Raw genomic sequence first — 17,530 nt, forward strand, 5'->3', positions numbered from 1 at the left:
AGAGGGGATGTCAGAAAAGTCGGTAAATCACCCGTGATGGGTAGACGCCTGTTGTCAGAGCGCGCCTCAGTAACGGAGCGCTCTGGCAACACAAGGCTCAGACGCCCAGATAATCCAGAATCCCTTCAGCCGCATTACGGCCTTCGAAGATAGCGGTCACCACCAGGTCAGAGCCGCGCACCATGTCGCCACCGGCGAAGATCTTCGGGTTGCTGGTCTGGTGCTTGTACTGTGCTTGTTCCGGGGCCACGACACGGCCCTGACTGTCAGTACTGATCGTGAACTGCTCGAACCATGGCGCAGGGCTTGGGCGGAAGCCGAATGCGATGACCACGGCTTCTGCCGGGATAATCTCTTCGGAACCCGGAATCGGCTCCGGGCTGCGACGACCACGAGCATCAGGCTCGCCGAGACGCGTCTCGACCACCTTCACGCCTTCAACCTTGCCATCGCCCACGATGGCGATAGGCTGACGGTTGTAGAGAAACTTCACGCCTTCTTCCTTGGCGTTCTTCACTTCCTTGCGCGAGCCTGGCATGTTCTCTTCGTCGCGACGATAAGCGCACGTCACCGACTTGGCACCCTGACGGATCGAGGTGCGGTTGCAGTCCATCGCGGTGTCGCCACCGCCCAGAACCACAACACGCTTGCCTTTCATGTCGACAAAATCTTCCGGGGCCTTTTCAAAGCCCAGGTTGCGGTTGACGTTGGCGATCAGGAAGTCGAGCGCATCGTGCACGCCTGGCAGGTCTTCGCCGGGGAAGCCGCCTTTCATGTAGGTGTAGGTGCCCATGCCCATGAATACAGCATCGTATTCTTCGAGCAGTTGATCGATGGTGACGTCCTTGCCGACTTCGGTGTTGAGCCGGAACTCGATACCCATGCCGGTGAACACTTCACGGCGATGGCTGAGTACGGATTTTTCCAGCTTGAACTCGGGGATGCCGAAGGTCAGCAGACCACCGATTTCCGGATTCTTGTCGAACACCACCGGCGTCACGCCGCCACGCACCAACACGTCGGCACAGCCCAGGCCTGCAGGCCCTGCGCCAATGATGGCGACGCGTTTGCCGGTTGGCACGACTCTGGACATGTCCGGACGCCAGCCCATGGCAAACGCGGTGTCGGTGATGTACTTCTCGACCGAACCGATGGTGACCGCGCCGAAACCGTCGTTCAGCGTGCAGGCACCTTCACACAGGCGATCCTGCGGGCACACGCGGCCGCAGACTTCCGGCAGAGTGTTGGTTTGATGAGACAACTCCGCCGCCGCGAGGATGTTGCCCTCGGCGACCAGCTTGAGCCAGTTGGGAATGAAGTTGTGCAGCGGGCACTTCCACTCGCAATACGGGTTGCCGCAACCCAGGCAGCGATGCGCCTGATCGGCGGACTGCTGGGGCTTGAACGGTTCGTAGATTTCCACGAACTCCTTCTTGCGTTGACGCAGCAGTTTCTTCTTCGGGTCTTTACGTCCGACGTCGATGAACTGGAAGTCGTTACTGAGACGTTCAGCCATTCTCTGGAGCCTCTTTACGGCAGCTTCAGGTTACATGNNGCCTGAAGCTGCAAAAAATCGTGATCGCAGGCAATTAGCGCACTGCCGTTGGCTTGCGGTTTGAAGCTCACCGCTAGCAGCTGCTTTTATTGCGGATTCGCCCGAGTGCTGGAGAGCAGCGATTTCAGGTTGGCAGCCTTGGGCTTGACCAGCCAGAAACGACGCAGGTAGTCGTCCAGGTTTTCCGCAAGATTGCGGCCCCATTCGCTGTCGGTTTCAGCCACGTACTCGTTGAGAACGCTCTGCAAGTGTGTGCGATAGGCTTCCATCGACTCGCCGCTGATGCGCTGGATCTCGACCAGCTCATGGTTGACCAGGTCAACGAAGGTGTTGTCCTGGTCGAGCACGTAAGCGAAACCGCCCGTCATACCGGAACCGAAGTTGTAGCCGGTCTTGCCCAGTACGCAGACGAAACCACCGGTCATGTATTCGCAGCAGTGATCACCAGTGCCTTCCACAACGGTGTGGGCACCCGAGTTACGCACCGCGAAACGCTCGCCCGCCGTGCCCGCCGCAAACAGCTTGCCGCCGGTTGCGCCGTACAGGCAGGTGTTGCCGATGATCGCGCTCTCGTTGGTCTTGAACGGGCTGCCCTTTGGCGGCACGATCACCAGCTTGCCAGCGGTCATGCCCTTGCCGACGTAGTCGTTGGCATCGCCTTCCAGATACATGTTCAGGCCACCGGCGTTCCACACTCCGAAGCTCTGACCGGCAGTGCCTTTGAAGCGGAAAGTGATCGGTGCCTTGTTCATGCCCTGGTTGCCGTGCAATCGGGCGATTTCACCGGAAATCCGTGCGCCAATGGAACGGTCGCAGTTGCAGATGTCCAGTTCATACTCGCCACCGCTGAGCGATTCAATGGCCGGCTTGGCCATCTCCACCATCTGCTCGGCCAACAGACCCTTGTCGAACGGCGGGTTGCGATCCACCAGGCTGAACTGAGGCTTGTCAGCCGGAATGTGGTCGCTGCCCAGCAACGGTGTCAGGTCCAGATGCTGCTGCTTCTCGGTTTCGCCCGGCAGGATATCCAGCAGGTCGGTACGGCCGATCAGTTCTTCCAGCGAACGGACACCCAGTCTGGCCAGCCACTCACGGGTTTCTTCAGCCACGTAGGTGAAGAAGTTGATCACCATGTCGACGGTGCCGATGTAGTGGTCCTTGCGCAGCTTTTCGTTCTGAGTGGCAACGCCGGTAGCGCAGTTGTTCAGGTGGCAGATACGCAGGTATTTGCAGCCCAGCGCGATCATCGGCGCGGTGCCGAAACCGAAGCTTTCAGCACCGAGAATGGCCGCCTTGATCACGTCCAGTCCGGTTTTCAGGCCACCGTCGGTCTGCACCCGGACCTTGCCGCGCAGGTCGTTGCCGCGCAGGGTCTGATGAGTTTCGGCCAGACCCAGCTCCCACGGCGCGCCAGCGTACTTGATCGAGGTCAGCGGCGATGCGCCGGTGCCACCGTCGTAACCGGAAATGGTGATCAGGTCGGCATAGGCCTTGGCCACGCCAGCGGCAATGGTGCCAACGCCCGCTTCTGCCACCAGCTTGACCGAAACCAGCGCCGCCGGGTTGACCTGTTTCAAGTCAAAAATCAGCTGCGACAAGTCTTCGATGGAATAGATGTCGTGGTGCGGAGGCGGCGAAATCAGCGTCACGCCCGGTACGGCATAGCGCAGCTTGGCGATCAGGCCATTGACCTTGCCACCCGGCAGCTGCCCGCCCTCGCCTGGCTTGGCACCCTGTGCAACCTTGATTTGCAGCACATCGGCATTGACCAGGTATTCGGGCGTTACACCAAAGCGGCCCGTGGCGATCTGCTTGATCTTGGAGCTGCGGATGGTGCCGTAACGCGCAGGATCTTCGCCGCCTTCACCGGAGTTGGAACGCGCGCCCAGGCGGTTCATTGCCTCAGCCAGCGCTTCGTGAGCCTCCGGCGACAAGGCACCCAGAGAAATACCGGCCGAATCGAAGCGCTTGAGGATTTCGCTCAGCGGCTCGATTTCGTCGATGCTCAGCGGCTGGTCAAGCGTTTTGACCTGTAGCAGGTCGCGAATCATCGACACCGGACGCTGGTCTACCAGCGAGGTGTATTCCTTGAACTTGCTGTAGTCGCCCTGCTGCACGGCGGCTTGCAGGGTGCTGACCACGTCCGGGTTGTAGGCATGGTATTCGCCACCAAACACGAACTTGAGCAGACCGCCTTGCTGGATCGGCTTGCGCGTGCTCCAGGCTTCGGCTGCCAGCGCTTTCTGTTCGGCTTCAATATCGACGAAACGCGCGCCTTTCAGGCGGCTCGGCACACCGCGGAAACTGGTGTCGCAAACCTCCTCGGACAGACCGATGGCTTCAAACAACTGCGCGCCACGGTAGGACGCAACGGTCGAGATACCCATCTTCGACAGGATCTTGAGCAGCCCCTTGGTGATGCCTTTGCGGTAGTTCTTGAAGACTTCGTACAGATCGCCAAGCACTTCGCCAGTACGGATCAGATCGCCCAGCACTTCATAGGCCAGGAACGGATAGACCGCCGACGCGCCGAAGCCGATCAACACCGCGAAATGGTGCGGGTCACGCGCGGTTGCGGTTTCGACCAGGATGTTGCTGTCACAGCGCAGGCCCTGTTCGGTCAGACGGTGGTGAACCGCGCCGACCGCCAGCGAAGCATGCACCGGCAGTTTGCCCGGTGCGATGTGTCGGTCGCTCAGCACGATCAGGGTACGACCGGCACGCACGGCCTCTTCGGCCTGATCGGCAACGCTGCGCACAGCGGCTTCAAGACCCAGGCTTTCATCGTAGTTCAGGTCAATGATGTGGCGTTCGAAGCCCGGACGCTCCAGGTTCATCAGCGAACGCCATTTGGCTGGCGAAATGACCGGCGAACTAAGGATTACGCGTGAGGCGTGCTCTGGCGATTCCTGGAAGATATTGCGCTCGGCACCGAGGCAGATTTCCAGCGACATGACGATGGCTTCACGCAGCGGGTCGATCGGCGGGTTGGTCACCTGCGCGAACTGCTGGCGGAAGTAATCGTAGGGCGAACGCACACGACGCGACAACACCGCCATCGGTGTGTCGTCACCCATCGAGCCCACAGCTTCCTGGCCCTGTTCACCCAGCGGGCGCAGCACCTGATCGCGTTCTTCGAACGTGACCTGATACATCTTCATGTACTGCTTGAGCTGCTCGCTGTCGTAAAAAGCCGAGCCGTGGTCGTTGTCTTCCATGGTGGCCTGAATGCGCAGGGCATTCTTGCGCAGCCATTGCTTGTACGGATGACGCGACTTGAGACGGTTGTCGATGGCGTCGGTGTCGAGGATCTGACCGGTTTCAGTGTCCACGGCAAAGATCTGCCCAGGACCGACGCGGCCCTTGGCGATAACGTCTTCAGGCTTGTAGTCCCACACGCCGATTTCCGACGCCAGGGTGATGTAGCCGTTCTTGGTCGTGACCCAGCGCGCCGGGCGCAGGCCATTGCGGTCGAGCAGGCAGACGGCATGACGACCTTCGGTCATCACGATGCCGGCCGGGCCGTCCCACGGCTCCATGTGCATGGAGTTGTATTCATAGAAGGCGCGTAGATCCGGGTCCATGGTCTCGACGTTCTGCCACGCAGGCGGAATGATCATGCGCACGCCACGGAACAGGTCGATGCCGCCGGTCACCGTCAGCTCAAGCATGTTGTCCATGCTCGATGAGTCCGAACCCACGCGGTTGACCAGCGGGCCCAGCTCGTCCAGATCCATCAGATCGTTGGTGAACTTGGTGCGACGCGCCTGTGCCCAGTTGCGGTTGCCGGTGATGGTGTTGATCTCGCCGTTGTGGGCAAGAAAGCGGAACGGCTGCGCCAGCGGCCATTTCGGCAGGGTATTGGTGGAAAAGCGCTGGTGGAACACGCAAATGGCAGTCTGCAGACGCTCGTCGCTCAGGTCCGGGAAGAAGGCCGTGAGATCGGCCGGCATCATCAGGCCTTTATAAATGATGGTCTTGTGCGAAAAGCTGCAGATGTAATGATCGGTATCTGCGGCGTTGGACACTGACGAACGGCGGCGCGCGCTGAACAGCTTGATGGCGAATTCCTGATCGCTCAGGCCTTCACCACCAATGTACACCTGCTCGATTTTCGGCAGGCGCTCCAGTGCCAGACGGCCAAGGACGCTGGTATCGATCGGCACCTGACGCCAGCCGACCAGTTCCAGGCCCTCGGCGAGGATCTCGCGGTTCATGTTTTCGCGTGCGGCGTCCGCCTTGGCGTCGTCCTGATTAAGGAACACCATGCCCACAGCATATTGGCGGGGCAGATCGGCACCGAAGTGCTCTTTGGCCATCGCACGCAAGAAGCCATCGGGCTTCTGAATCAACAGACCGCAACCGTCACCGGTCTTGCCGTCGGCGTTGATGCCGCCACGGTGGGTCATGCAGGTCAGGGCCTGAACGGCCGTCTGCAACAGGTGATGACTGGGCTCGCCCTGCATATGAGCGATCAGGCCGAAGCCGCAGTTATCCTTGAATTCATCTGGTTGGTACAGACCTGCTTTCATAGACACTTTCTCACCAGGCTGCCTCTATGCGAGGCAAATTTCCTTTTAATTCAACCAATTACCTGTCACGCCGAACGTACGCCAGCTTCGGACAGGCAAAACGGATGTCATTGTACACAGCGACACAAGGGCTAACAAATTTAACGACGACTGATTGATAATCAATGTCGCAATTATGAAAGTTTTAAAACGGGTCGCTGTGCTAGTCAAAGCATTTCTTCAAGTATCTGACTGACGCGACGGGAGACTGTAAAGCGCTTGTAACGCAGACGCCGCAAGGCGCGCACCAATCAGGTGGCGCGCTTTGCGGGTTAAGTCAGGCTGGCTGGGTGAAGCGGCCCGGATAAGGCCGCTGCGACTTCAGCGACTGGCACCAAGCTCTTGTTGGACGCTGGCGACAGTACGGGGCCAAGGTTTACCAGCCTGAACCTTGGCTGGCAATACTTTGATGGCTGCCAGGGCGGCAGCACGGTCAGGAAAGTTGCCATACGTGATGACGTACAGCGGCTTGCCCTGCAGGGTTTTCTTGAAATAACGGTACTCGCCACCTTGCTCTGCGATGTAGGCCTGAGCGGTCGCTTCGGAGCTGGTGCCCAGAATCTGTACCACATAATGGCCTGGCGCCTGACTGCTGTACCAATTGCTACCGGCAGCCGGTTTGGCGGCTGCTGGCGCAGGTTTTTCCGCAGGCTTGGCAGCCGGGGCCGGAGCTGGCTTGGCTGTGGCGACCTGAGCAGGCGCAGGTGCAGGCGCTGGCGCTGGCTTGGCGGCTGGGGCAGGAATAGACGAGCGTGGCGTCTGGGCGGCAGCCTGACCGGCAGGCACGCCCGCAGGCGGCGCAGTGGTGGTCACGGTCGGCGGCTGGGCAGGAGAACCTGTCGGCACCGCGTCTTCGTCGGAATCACTCGACCCGGCCGCTTCAGCCAGCGGGCCGCGCATCACCGGTTGCGAGTTGCCATTCATCGGTAGCGGCATCGGCTGGGAATTGCCCGCGAACTCGATGGCCGGGCTACCGTTGTTCGATTGCTGAGCAGTTGGCTTGCCCTCGCCCAGCGGCAATTGCGCCTGAGCAGAAGCTGGGGCATTGGCTGGTGTGCCCGTTTTGTCACCGCGACCCGGGATCAGCACTGCTGCTGCCACGGCCACTATGACGACGGCACCCAAGGCCAATACGTGTTTTTTCGGCATGTTGAACCCCACACTTGGACGCTTGACCGCGGAACGACTCGCGATCATCGCCTCGATCATTGAATCGCGGGCTACCTGGTTGATTGCCCCAGGCCAGCCATCGGACTGTTCATGAATATCGGTGATCTGGTCGACAGTGAACAACGCGATTCCTTGCCCTGCACCCTCCAGACGCTGAGCCAGATACTCTCGGGTTTCCTCTTCCGTATAGGGTTGCAGCTCGATGCCGTGAAAGCGTTCGCCTTCGACATCGCCCTGCAGGTCGGCACACATCTGATCGAGACGATCGAGCAGCGATGGCTCTCCGAACAGGAATACATGCGGACGCCCTTCAGGCGTTCCCGCAGCAAGATCCAGCAACGCTTCGAGCGCCGAATCGCCCAGTTGTTCCGCGTCGTCAACCAGCAAGTAGACTTCCTGGCCGGTCAGCCCGAGCTGCACGACCTGCGACAGGATCGCCTGCATTTCAGCCTGGGCAACGCTCAGCGCCTGGGCAACCTGCTGCAGCACACCTGCCGCATCGCCAGCGCCGCGTGCAGAAACCACAACGCTTTGCACAGACTGCTTGTTGGTGCTTGCTACCAGCGCCTGACGCAGCAGGGTCTTGCCGCTGCCCTGCGGCCCGGTCACTGCCAGCAACAACTGGCTGTAACGCGCCAGATGATGAAGCTGACCCAGTACAGGCTTGCGCTGGGCAGGAAAGAATTTGAAGCCAGGTACCCGCGCTGCAAAGGGGTCATGACTCAACTGATAATGGCCGAGGAAGGCCTCGTCGGCATGCAAACTAGTCATGGGTTTTCCGTTAACCTCTAAGCTGATCCACCAGGGCGCGATAGTCCGCAACCAGAGTGGCCTGTAATACTTCTTTTGGATAATCGTCCGTGATAACCGCTTCACCCATCTGGCGCAACAGCACCAGACGCAAGCGACCGTCGATGACTTTCTTGTCGATCGCCATGTGTTCGAGGAAATTGTCTTCCGTCATGTCCTGTGGTGGCACCACCGGCAGCCCGGCGCGCTGAAACAGGCGAATACCGCGATCCCGATCCTGCGTGCTGATCCAGCCCAGACGCGAGGACATTTCCAGCGCCATGACCGTACCGGCAGCTACCGCCTCGCCATGCAGCCAGACACCATAGCCCATATGCGTCTCGATGGCGTGACCGAATGTGTGACCCAGGTTCAATGTGGCGCGAACACCGGACTCACGCTCGTCGGCGCCGACCACCAGCGCCTTGGCCGCACAGGAGCGTTCGATGGCCACGGTCAGCGCCGCCTGATCCAGCCCGCGCAGCGCGTCGACGTGCTCTTCAAGCCAGGTCAGAAACGGCTCGTCGCAGATCAGGCCGTACTTGATGACCTCTGCCAGCCCGGCGGACAGTTCACGCTCGGGCAGGGTGTTGAGCGAGGTGGTATCGATCAGCACGACGCTCGGCTGATAGAAGGCCCCCACCATGTTCTTGCCCAACGGATGATTGATGCCGGTCTTGCCGCCCACCGAGGAGTCCACTTGGGACAGCAACGTGGTGGGGATCTGGATGAAATTCACGCCGCGCTGATAACAGGCGGCAGCAAACCCGGCCATGTCGCCAATCACACCGCCACCCAGGGCGATGACCGTGGTGCGGCGGTCATGACGAGCGGTCAGCAGGCCATCGAAAATGGTCTGCAGGGTTTCCCAGTTCTTGAACGCCTCGCCATCGGGCAGAACAATCGGAAGAACGTTGTAACCGGCCAGGGTCTGCGTCAGACGCTCCAGATACAGCGGTGCCACTGTCATGTTGGAAACGATAGCCACCTGACGCCCGACGATATGCGGGGTCAGGAGCTCTGGCTGATCCAGAAGGCCTTCGCCAATATGGATCGGGTAGCTACGCTCACCAAGCTCGACCTTAAGTGTCTGCATGTGTCCCCACATTGATTACCGGTTGGACGGTTTGTGCTTCAGCAGGTCATGACGCAAGGCCATGCACCGTCGCTGTTTTGCTGGTCGACGAGAATAGCGCATTTTCGCCTGCGCTTTAACGGGGAGGAAGCTCTGCAAGGCGCGCCAATATCTCGAGAACCACCATTCGGGGTGGCCGCTCATCGGTTTCAATCACCACGTCGGCGATTTCCCGATAAAGCGGGTCGCGGATAGCCAGCAATTCACTGAGCACCCGGGCCGGATCAGCGGTACGCAACAAAGGACGATTTCGGTCACGCGCGGTGCGCCCGACCTGCTGTTCTATGGAAGCATGCAGATACACCACGCGCCCACCGGCACGCAACGCCTGACGGTTTTCACCGCGCATGACCGCACCGCCACCGGTGGCCAGAACCAGGCCATCGGCTTCGCACAGCTCGGCAATCATGGCCTGCTCGCGCTCACGGAAACCCGGCTCGCCTTCCTTGTCGAAGATCCACGGGATATTGGCGCCCGTGCGCAACTCGATTTCCTTGTCGGAATCCTTGAACGGCAGTCGCAACTCTTTGGCAAGCAAACGGCCGATGGTGCTTTTGCCAGCACCCATCGGCCCCACAAGTATTAAATTTCGCACAAAATCAACGACTCACAGAAATCGCCTGGTTGTTCATGATACGCGGAGTCAAAAATACCAACAGCTCGGATTTGGACTCGGATACCACATCGCGCCTGAAAAGCCGGCCAAGATACGGTACATCGCCAAGAAATGGCACTTTATCGACAACTTTACTTTGCGTATTTGAGAACACACCACCAATGACGATGGTTTCGCCATCGGAAATCAGCACTTTGGCGTTGACCTCGTTTTTCTTGATCGGTGGTACACCAAGCAACGCATTCAGGTAGTCCGGCTCATCCTTGGTGACCTTGACCTCCATGATGATGCGGTTATCCGGCGTGATCTGTGGCGTTACCTCAAGCGACAGCGAGGCCTCCTTGAAGCTCACAGTGGTTGCACCGCTGGAGCTGGATTCCTGATACGGAATCTCGGTGCCCTTGAGGATCTTGGCGGTTTCCTTGTCGGAAGTGACTACCTTGGGCTGGGAGACGATTTCACCGTTACCGGTCTTCTCCATCGCGCTCAGCTCAAGGTCCAGCAACGTATTGTTGGTGACGAAGCCCAGGCCAATGCCGGAGGTTGCGCCAGATGCGCCCATATCGACAAACGGCACGTTGGAGGTCACGTTGCTGCCAGTGTTACTTGCCTCATCGCCATTATTATCAAGGCCATAGGTTGTCCATTTTCCATTGCCGCTGGTGTTGGTCGAGCCGCCCCAGCGCACACCCAGTTGCTTGTTGTAATCGACGTTGGCCTCGACGATGCGCGCCTCGATCATCACCTGACGCACCGGAATGTCCAGTTGCGAGACGATGCGACGCAGTTCGTCGAGCCGGTCCTGGGTTTGATAGGCAATGATGTTGTTGGTCCGGTCGTCCACAGTGATCGAGCCACGCTCGTCGGTCTTGGACTCGGCGCTGGTCACCGACTGGAACAGCTTGGCGATATCGGCAGCCTTGGCGTAATTGACCTGCAACAATTCACGACGCAGGGGCGCCAGCTCGGCGATCTGCTTGAGCGATTCAAGCTCCTGACGCTCGCGGGCAGCAATTTCATCGGCGGGCGCGATCAGCAGAACGCTGCCGACCTTGCGCTTGTCCAGGCCCTTGGTTTTCAGCACCAGGTCCAGCGCCTGATCCCATGGCACGTTCTGCAGACGCAGGGTAATACCGCCCTGAACCGTGTCGCTGGCCACCAGATTGAGGTTGGTGAAGTCGGCAATCAGTTGCAGCACCGAGCGTACGTCGATGTCCTGGAAGTTCAGCGACAGCTTTTCACCGGTGTACACTGGTTTGTCAGCGGCGCGGCGGTCCAGATCCTCATTGGTCAACGGCCGTACACTGATGGTCAGCTTGTTTTCGGTCTGGAACGCCGAGTAGTCGAAGGCACCCGACGGTTCGATCAGGATACTGGCCTTGTCGCCCGTAGCCGACGCACTGACAAACTGCACCGGCGTGGCGAAGTCCTTGACGTCCAGCCGCACGCGCAGCGGTTCGGGCAGTTGGGTCTTGGCGAAGTCGACGCGAATCTTGCCGCCCTGCTCCTGAATATCCGGGGCAATGCCGGGGTTGCTCAAATCTATGATCACATTGCCTTCACCCAGCTCGCCGCGCTGGAAATCGACATTCCTGATGGCCTTGACGCCCGCGGGGATAAACGGTCTGGCAGATGCCGGAGTGGGTGGCGGCACCGCTACCCGTTGCGCGCCCATCGCGGTGGTTGGCTGGGAAGCCTGCGCAGCGGCTGCGCCCTGACCGATAACGACGTAAAGGTTGTTGCCGTCGACGCGGGAGCTGTAGGGCGAAAGCGTGGTCAGGTTGATGATTACCCGCGTGCGGTCCTGAGCCTGTACAACGACCACGCTGCGTGCGTTACCGTTACCGAGTTCACGGCTTTTGGTCGCCAACTGACTGGTCACGCCCGGCAGGTCCAGCGCAATACGCGCAGGTTGCGCCGTGGTGTAACCGCGCGGCGCAGGCACCGGCGAGTCGAATGCCAGCTTGAGCTCGATGCGATCACCCGGCAGGGCGGCGACATCCAGAGTCTTTAGGTTGGCAGCCTGGAGAACCGGCGAAAGCATCGCGATGCATAACGACACGCCGATAATCGAGAAAATCCGGGTCATGATCAATTTCCGTTGAGCGCTACTGTGCATACTTGGCCTTGCCCACTTCATGAGCGTTCTTTGAGGGCGATAGTGCGCGGCCTTTCCAGCCAGGCCCCCTCTCCATCAGGAACAATTTCAATGACATCTACCTGCGCATCACCGATTGACACTACCCGGCCGTTGTTACGGCCCAGGTAATCTCCCACCTTGACGCGATGAACGCCTCCCGCACCGCGCAGCAGGGCAAATGTCCCTGACTCGTTGCCAATCGTGCCGACCATCTCGAACGACTCGATATTGAACCCTTCCAGGAATTGCCTGACCCGGTGCTCGTCCGGCGCTACCAGCCGCGAGCCCTTCTGGCGGTTGAGCAGGTCGATCTTGACCGGAGGCTGAAAAGGACTGCGCAGCGTAGAGGCGTTGTAGGTGAACGCTTCATACGGACGAAACTTCGGCAGGGCCTCGATAGTGCCGCTCGGGCGCGCTCTGGCCTGATCCATGAAGGCCGACAGGTCGGCAAAATCATTGTCATTACCGCAACCGGCCAACCCTGTCATAACCACACTGACGCACAGCAATCGCGCCGCCCTCATTTCTTCAGCCCTTCATCGTTGTAGCGGTAGGTCTTGGCCAGAATGCTCATGCGCAACTTGGTCGGCACCTTCGGGTCGACCGGTTTGATCTCGAAATCATGCAGCGTGACGATGCGCGGCAGGCTGGCGACACCGCTGACGAAGGTCGCCAGGTCGTGATAACCACCGACTACCGTGATCTGTATCGGCAGCTCGATGTAGAACTGCTGGACCGCCTCGGGCAGCAGCTTGATTTCCTCGAACTCAAGCCCGCTTCCCAGCCCGGTCCGGGTTATATCCTCAAGCAAGCCAGGCACTTCGGTGTCGCTGGGCAATTGCCGCAGCAGAGCACCGAAGGTGTTTTCCATTTCTTCCATCTGCTTCTTGTAAGGCTCAAGGTTGGCAGCCTGGAAGGCCTTGTTGGAAAACTGCTCCTTGAGCGTCACTTCACTGTTCTGTGCGCTTTCCAGCTGGGTTTCCAGGTCCTGGATAAAGAAGAAGTAGCCCAGTGCGAAAATCAGTACCGCGAACAGCACGCCGGCAATGGCCTTGACCGCTGCGGGCCAGGAACCCAGGTTGTTCAGGTCCAGCTCGCTCAGGTCAACCTTGCGAAGCCCTTCCAGCCATTCAGACATATTCATGGCTTGGCTCCTGTAGCGGGCGTGGTTGCGGCAGGTGCAGCTGCGGCAACCGGCGGCTGGGCCTGACGCACTGTCAACTGAAAGACGTTGGCCTGATCCACAGCCCCTGCAGTCGTGGCCTTCACTTCAGTCAGGCTCGGCGCTTCCAGCCACTCAGAGGCTTCAAGGTTGCGCATCAGGTCGGAAACCCGGTTATTCGATTCGGCAGCGCCACTGATGGCAATCAGCTTGTCGGTCATTTTGACCTGCGAGAAATAAACGCCATCCGGAAGAGTGCGCGCCAGTTGATCGAATACACGCCCCGTGATCGGGCGGTTGCCTTGCAGGTCCTGAATGATCTTCATGCGCTCAAGTAACTGTTTACGACGCGCCTTCAGGTCGCTGATCTCCTTGATGCGTATATCGAGCTGAGCGATCTGCGTCTGCACAAACGCGTTGCGCGCCATCTGATGCTCAATGGCGTTGCTGACGTAACGATCAATCAGAAACAGAATACCGACTGACACCACCAACACGCCGACCAGTGCGGTCAGGAAGCGTTTTTTTCGTTCTTCGCGAAGCTCTTCGCGCCACGGTAATAAGTTGATCCGCGCCATCAGTCGAAGCTCCTCAACGCCAGACCGCACGCGATCATCAACGCGGGAGCGTCACTGGCCAGCGCCCCGGCATTGACCTTGGAGCTCAGGGCCATGTCGGCAAACGGGTTGGCGACCATCGTCGGGGTGCCAATGCGTCGTTGAATCAAATGCTCCAGCCCTGAAATCGAAGCCGTGCCGCCTGCCAGCATGATGTGATCCACGGAGTTGTATTGACCGGCCGCAAAGAAGAACTGCAAAGAACGAGAGACCTGCTGCACCAACGCATCCTTGAAGGGGTCCAGCACCTCGCTGACATAGTCGTCGGGCAACCCGCCCTGCTTCTTGGCAAGCCCGGCCTCCTCCATGGAAAGCCCATAGCGGCGCTGGATTTCGTCAGTCAGCTGGCGGCCACCAAACAGTTGCTCGCGGGTATAGATGATCCGGCCATGATGCAGCACGCTGAGGGTGGTCATTGTGGCACCGATATCGACCACCGCCACGGTAAGCTCGTCATGACCGTTACCCAGTTGCGCAGCCAGCAGGCCGAACGAGCGCTCCAGGGCATAGGCCTCGACGTCCACCACGCGCGCGGTCAGCCCGGCCAGAGCCAGCGCCGCCTCACGCACTTCGACATTCTCTTTGCGGCAGGCAGCCAGCAATACTTCGACGCGTTCGGGATTGCGCACCGAGTAGCCCTGCACTTCGAAATCGATGGCGACTTCTTCCAGCGGATAAGGGATGTACTGGTCAGCCTCAAGCTTGAGCTGGTTTTCCATGTCGTCGTCGGAAAGACCGGCGTCCATTTCAATCGTCTTGGTGATCACGGCGGAACCGGCTACGGCGACCGCCACGATCTTGACGCTGGTCTTGGCCTTGGCGAGCACGCGAGACAGCGCCTGACCAACCCCTTGGAGCTCGGCAATATTCTTTTCGACGACAGCGTTGGCCGGCAACGGCTCGACTGCGTAAGACTCGACCTTGTAACGAGTGCCGGAACGACTCAATTCCAGGAGTTTTACCGAGGTGGAGCTAATATCGATCCCTAGAAGGGTGTTGGCCTTCTTACTGAAGAGTTCGAACACAACCTGATTCCTATGAGTTTCCGCCACTTACGGAGTTATTTCGGGCCAACGTCACTGTCGACAGCCTTGACAGTAGCGCAAATCACGCTCGTAGACGAAAAATGCTTATAATGCCCAGCGATTTTTTCATTTAAGAAAGCCTCAAGGCGTGTTCATTTGTAAATGCCTGCGCTTAACCCATTATTTTTTCTGGAAATCCAAAAGCCTTGATACGCCTGCTGAAGTTTTTCTGGTGGTCCCTCGTCGCGGTATTCTGCTCGCTGTTGCTTGGCCTGAGTGGCGCGTTTCTCTACCTGAGCCCGACCCTGCCATCGGTTGAAGCGCTGCGAAGCATTCAACTGCAAATCCCCCTGCGCGTATTCAGCAGCGACGGCAAGCTGATTGCCGAGTTTGGCGAAATGCGCCGCACGCCGATTCGCTTCGCGGAAATTCCGCCCAACTTCATCAACGCCCTGCTATCGGCCGAAGACGACAACTTCGCCAACCACTATGGCGTCGACCCGAGCAGCCTGATGCGCGCTGCCACACAACTGGTAAAAAGCGGCCATATTCAGTCAGGCGGCAGTACCATCACCATGCAGGTCGCGAAAAACTTCTTCCTGACCAGCGAAAGAAGCTTTTCACGCAAAACCACCGAGATTCTGTTGGCCTTGCAAATCGAGCGCCAACTTACCAAAGACGAGATTCTCGAGCTGTACGTCAACAAGATTTATCTGGGTAACCGCGCCTACGGAATCGAAGCCGCGGCGCAAGTCTACTATGGCAAATCGATTCGCGATGTAAGCCTTGCGCAAATGGCCATGATTGCCGGTCTGCCCAAGGCGCCGTCACGCTTCAACCCGCTGGCCAACCCGACCCGCGCCAAGGAACGCCGCGACTGGATCCTCGGCCGCATGTATCGTCTGGGCAAGATTGACCAGACTGCTTACCAGACAGCCTTGAACGAACCACTCAACGCCAGTTATCACGTGCCAACCCCGGAAGTGAACGCGCCGTACATTGCTGAAATGGCACGCGCCGAAATGGTCGGCCGTTACGGCAGCGAGGCCTATACAGAGGGCTTCCGCGTCACTACCACGGTGCCGAGCGACCTTCAGGAGCACGCCAACAAGTCCATCCAGCAGGGCCTGATCGATTACGACCAGCGCCACGGCTATCGCGGCCCGGAAAGCCGCTTCCCGGGCATGACCCGCGCCAACTGGGTACAGGAACTGACCAAACAACGCATGATCAACGGCCTCGAGCCCGGCATCGTGACCCAGGTCGACAAGACCGGCTTGCGCGTGCTGACCCGCAACGGCGAGAAGGAAGAAACCGTCGACTGGGCCACCATGAAGTGGGCGCGGCCTTACCTGAATACCAACAGTCTGGGGGCAAATCCGAAGCAGCCAGGCGATGTTGCCAAGGTGGGCGACCTTGTTCGCCTGTTGCGCCAGGGCGACGGCTCGCTGAAATTCAGTCAAATTCCCGTCGCGCAGAGCGCCCTGGTCTCGCTTGACCCGCAAAACGGTGCCATTCGTGCGCTGGTCGGCGGCTTCGCTTTCGAGCAGAGCAACTACAACCGCGCCATGCAGGCCAAGCGTCAGCCGGGCTCAAGCTTCAAACCGTTCATCTACAGCGCTGCACTGGATAACGGTTACACCGCCTCCAGTCTGGTGAACGACGCACCTATCGTGTTTGTCGACGAGTATCTGGACAAGGTATGGCGTCCGAAAAATGACACCAACACCTTCCTTGGCCCGATCCGCCTGCGCGAGGCGCTGTACAAGTCTCGCAACCTGGTATCGATCCGCCTGCTCCAGGCCCTCGGTATCGACAGCACCATCGACTACATCACCCGCTTTGGCTTCTCCAAGCAAGACTTGCCGCGCAACCTGTCGCTGGCACTGGGCACGGCTACATTGACCCCGATGGAAATCGCCACCGGCTGGGCCACCTTTGCCAATGGCGGTTACAAGGTCAGTCCTTATCTGATCCAGACCATCGAGAACCGTGACGGGCAGACCCTGTTTGTGGCCAATCCGCCAAGCGTTCCGGCCAACGACGTCAATACTGCGCCCAACACGTCGACCTTTGCCGTGCATGCCAGCCCGAGCGTGATCGCAGGCCCACCGGCCCAGCCGCAAGCGCCCGCCGTTGCAGAGCGCGTTGTGGATGGCCGCACGACCTACATTCTGAACAGCATGCTGCAGGACGTAATCAAGCGCGGCACCGGGCGGCGCGCTCTGTCGATGAACAGGCCGGATATCGCCGGCAAGACCGGTACCACCAACGATTCCAAGGATGCGTGGTTCTCCGGTTACAACGCGGACTATGTGACAACTGTCTGGAGCGGCTTCGATCAGCCTGAAAGCCTTGGTCGTCATGAATTTGGCGGTACGGTCTCCCTGCCGATCTGGATGGACTACATGAGCGCTGCACTCAAGGACAAGCCACCGCATCAGCAGGCAGAACCGCCGGGCATCCTCAGCCTGCGCGTAGACCCACTGAGCGGCCGCGCTGCCACGCCCAGCACGCCGAACGCGTTCTTCGAACTGTTCAAAAGCGAAGACACACCGCCAAGCGTCAACGAACTGGGCGGCAGCAGCGCACCGGGCAGCCCGTTGCCAGCGGATGAGTCAGCACCGATCGATTTGTTCTGATAGCACTGCGCAGGTAGGTGACGCAGAGCGTCACATGGACCGTGAGGAACGATCATTTCAACTATGTGCGACGCTCCGCGTCGCATGCCATTCTGGACGCTACACGTC

The 17,530-nt window shown here is 59.3% G+C and carries 11 protein-coding genes; 1 reads left to right on the forward strand and 10 read right to left on the reverse strand.

The window, feature by feature from the left end; genetic code table 11:
* Positions 1-97 precede the first annotated feature (97 nt).
* The 10 genes from ALO64_RS22405 to ALO64_RS22450 all read right to left on the reverse strand — a co-directional run bounded on the left by ALO64_RS22405 (position 98) and on the right by ALO64_RS22450 (position 14,780).
* Positions 98-1,516 (reverse strand): FAD-dependent oxidoreductase, encoded by a 1,419-nt coding sequence (locus tag ALO64_RS22405; protein WP_044343311.1) that lies wholly within the window; start codon positions 1,514-1,516, stop codon positions 98-100.
* 125 nt (positions 1,517-1,641) lie between these two features.
* The gene (gene gltB, locus ALO64_RS22410) at positions 1,642-6,087 is read right to left on the reverse strand and encodes a glutamate synthase large subunit (protein WP_044343312.1); all 4,446 of its coding nucleotides are present in this window, start codon (positions 6,085-6,087) and stop codon (positions 1,642-1,644) included.
* Between the two features lie 360 nt (positions 6,088-6,447).
* Positions 6,448-8,067, reverse strand: a complete 1,620-nt coding sequence (locus ALO64_RS22415; protein WP_044343313.1) for an SPOR domain-containing protein — start codon at positions 8,065-8,067, stop codon at positions 6,448-6,450.
* A gap of 10 nt (positions 8,068-8,077) precedes the next feature.
* Positions 8,078-9,181, reverse strand: a complete 1,104-nt coding sequence (gene aroB, locus ALO64_RS22420) for a 3-dehydroquinate synthase (protein ID WP_044343314.1) — start codon at positions 9,179-9,181, stop codon at positions 8,078-8,080.
* Positions 9,182-9,296: 115 nt separating this feature from the next.
* Positions 9,297-9,815 carry a shikimate kinase AroK gene (aroK, locus tag ALO64_RS22425; RefSeq protein ID WP_002551657.1) on the reverse strand — a complete coding sequence of 173 codons (519 nt, stop codon included), beginning with the start codon at positions 9,813-9,815 and terminating at the stop codon, positions 9,297-9,299.
* 4 nt (positions 9,816-9,819) lie between these two features.
* Positions 9,820-11,925, reverse strand: a complete 2,106-nt coding sequence (gene pilQ / locus ALO64_RS22430) for a type IV pilus secretin PilQ (protein ID WP_044343315.1) — start codon at positions 11,923-11,925, stop codon at positions 9,820-9,822.
* 47 nt (positions 11,926-11,972) lie between these two features.
* Positions 11,973-12,500, reverse strand: a complete 528-nt coding sequence (gene pilP / locus ALO64_RS22435) for a type 4a pilus biogenesis lipoprotein PilP (protein WP_002551655.1) — start codon at positions 12,498-12,500, stop codon at positions 11,973-11,975.
* Entirely contained in the window at positions 12,497-13,120 is a 624-nt protein-coding gene (pilO, locus tag ALO64_RS22440) for a type 4a pilus biogenesis protein PilO (RefSeq protein ID WP_044343316.1), read from the reverse strand. The genes pilP and pilO overlap by 4 nt, the downstream gene beginning before the upstream one ends.
* Positions 13,117-13,716, reverse strand: a complete 600-nt coding sequence (locus ALO64_RS22445) for a PilN domain-containing protein (RefSeq protein WP_044343317.1) — start codon at positions 13,714-13,716, stop codon at positions 13,117-13,119. Before ALO64_RS22445 ends, pilO begins: the two co-directional genes overlap by 4 nt.
* Positions 13,716-14,780 (reverse strand): pilus assembly protein PilM, encoded by a 1,065-nt coding sequence (locus ALO64_RS22450; protein ID WP_044343318.1) that lies wholly within the window; start codon positions 14,778-14,780, stop codon positions 13,716-13,718. Before ALO64_RS22450 ends, ALO64_RS22445 begins: the two co-directional genes overlap by 1 nt.
* A 209-nt stretch (positions 14,781-14,989) precedes the next feature.
* On the opposite strand from ALO64_RS22450, the gene ALO64_RS22455 reads away from it, so the two are divergent.
* Entirely contained in the window at positions 14,990-17,422 is a 2,433-nt protein-coding gene (locus ALO64_RS22455) for a penicillin-binding protein 1A (protein ID WP_408002922.1), read from the forward strand.
* Positions 17,423-17,530: the final 108 nt, after the last annotated feature.

The organism is Pseudomonas meliae (genome assembly GCF_001400515.1).
Classification (GTDB): Bacteria; Pseudomonadota; Gammaproteobacteria; order Pseudomonadales; family Pseudomonadaceae; genus Aquipseudomonas; species Aquipseudomonas amygdali.